Below are 1935 nucleotides of genomic sequence, written 5' to 3'. Positions count from 1 at the left end.
CTTTCAGGCTGCTCGGTTCCGGGCGTGATGCCCCAATAGTTGCGATAGATGTCCTGAAACAGGTGACCAATCGGATGCATGACTGTCTCTCCTTTGTATTGAATCGATCCAATCTATGATGCAAAAAATGGCTGCGGATCAGCCGCGCTTGCGCTCCACGAGGAAGCGCGGCTCGCGGCGCCAGGGACTCAACCTGCCGCGCCGCTTCTCGCTGACGATGACCGAGGCGATGCCCCAGTCGTTGCGGTAGATGTCCTCGAACAAACAGTTCACCGGATGCATGGCACCCTCCTATTGAAACTCGCTCCATCACAAAGCGTTTTGGATCGATTCAAATCATACCCCTCACTCACGCCATGTCAAGCGAAATTTGAATCGATCCAACAAAAATGTTAGATGACCGGCGACAATTCAGCGGTCATGTTCGTGGCGTGACCGGATTCGGAGGAACGACATGGCATCACTCCTCGAAGGCCAGGCGAGACCGATCAGGCTGGCCGACATCGCCAAGGCCGCCGGCGTCTCGCACGGCACGGCCTCGAATGTTTTCAGCCGGCCCGAGATCGTACGCGCCGAAGTGCGCGAGCGGGTCAAGGCGGTCGCGGAGCAGATGGGCTATGCCGGCCCGGACCCGAAAGGCCGGCTGCTGCGCGCCGGCAAGGTCAACGCCATCGGCGTCGCCACCACAGAGCCCCTCTCCTACTTCTTCGACGATCCCTTCGCCCGCGTGATGATGGCCGGCATTTCCGAAGCCTGCGACGCCACCGGCGCGGGCATCGCGCTGGTGTCCGCCGCCAATCAGGAAAAGCTCGCCTGGAACATCCAGAGCGCGCTCGTCGACGGTTTTGTGCTGTTCTGCATCGAAGGCGGCTCGCGCCTTGTCGACCTGACGCGCGAGCGCAAGCTGCCCTTCGTCGCACTGGAGCTCGGCTTCCAGGACGAGACCGTATCGGCGATCGGCGTCGACAATGTCGCCGGCGCGAGGCTCGCCGCGCGCCATCTCGCCGAACTCGGCCATCGCCGCTTCGCCGTCCTGTCGCTCGGCTTTGCCGACAATCGCACCGGCTTCGCGACGCCGGAAGTGGTGCGCGGCGCGGTCTACACCGGCACGCGCGATCGCCTTGCCGGCTATTTCGAGGAGCTTTCCCGCTTCGGCATCGATACGGCGAAAATCCCGGTCTACGAGACCGAGAACGAGGAAAAGAGCACCAGGGCCGGCCTCGAGGCGATCTTCGGCAGGAGCGAACCGCCGACCGCCATCCTGGCCATGTCGGACCGCATGGCCCTGATCGCCATCGACTGGCTGAGGGCAAGGGGGCTGGACGTCCCCGGCGATGTCTCCATCGTCGGCTTCGACGGCGTGCCGGACGGCGCGCTGTCCACGCCGCCGCTGACCACGATCGCCCAGCCGATCACCGAGATCGGCCGCCGCGCCGCGCGCATGATCCTCGACCATGACGGCGCCGTCCGGCGCGAGACGATGGGGGTCGATTTCGTCGTCAGAGGCTCGACCGGTCCAGCTCCGAAAGCCTGAGCAAGCTCAGGCGACCTACACGAAAGCCCGCCCGGCATCTTTCCTCGCACAGCAATCAGTAGCCGCCTGCCCTCGCCGGCAGCGGGTGCGCGCCGAACGGCGCGCGCGCAGGCTCCTCGCGCACCTGCTTGGCGCGGGACGGGCCGAGGCCGGCAAGCCATTCGAGGTAGAGCGCAAGCGCGAGCTGCATGGCGATGCCCGCCGCGATCAGCAGCGTGTCGTAGGCCAGGCCGCCCGGATTGATCAGTTTCAGCACCTGCGCCGCCATGGCTAGCAGCGTGCCCGCGATGAACACCGGCAGCGAGCGCTTGCCCAGGATCGCCAGGGGATTGTCGGGCCGGACGCGGAAGAAGTTGGAGACCGCCGGCAGCGCCACGATCAGATAGCTGACCGACAGGATG

Annotated in this window: 3 protein-coding genes; 1 reads left to right on the top strand and 2 read right to left on the bottom strand. The window is 65.1% G+C overall.

Features of this window, described 5'->3' with window-relative positions; all coding sequences use genetic code 11:
- Positions 1-138: 138 nt before the first annotated feature.
- The gene (locus EOD07_RS37910) at positions 139-282 is read right to left on the bottom strand and encodes a hypothetical protein (RefSeq protein WP_164772768.1); all 144 of its coding nucleotides are present in this window, start codon (positions 280-282) and stop codon (positions 139-141) included.
- 172 nt (positions 283-454) lie between these two features.
- Here EOD07_RS37910 and EOD07_RS32685 point away from each other — a divergent pair, with 172 nt between their 5' ends.
- Positions 455-1534, top strand: a complete 1080-nt coding sequence (locus tag EOD07_RS32685; RefSeq protein WP_127238177.1) for a LacI family DNA-binding transcriptional regulator — start codon at positions 455-457, stop codon at positions 1532-1534.
- Between the two features lie 55 nt (positions 1535-1589).
- Here EOD07_RS32685 and opgC read toward each other — a convergent pair.
- Positions 1590-1935 (bottom strand): OpgC domain-containing protein (gene opgC, locus EOD07_RS32680; protein ID WP_164772767.1); only part of this gene is annotated, 346 nt, incomplete at its 5' end.

Source organism: Mesorhizobium sp. M2C.T.Ca.TU.002.02.1.1, from assembly GCF_003997225.1.
This window is presented reverse-complemented; position numbering and strand designations above follow the sequence as displayed.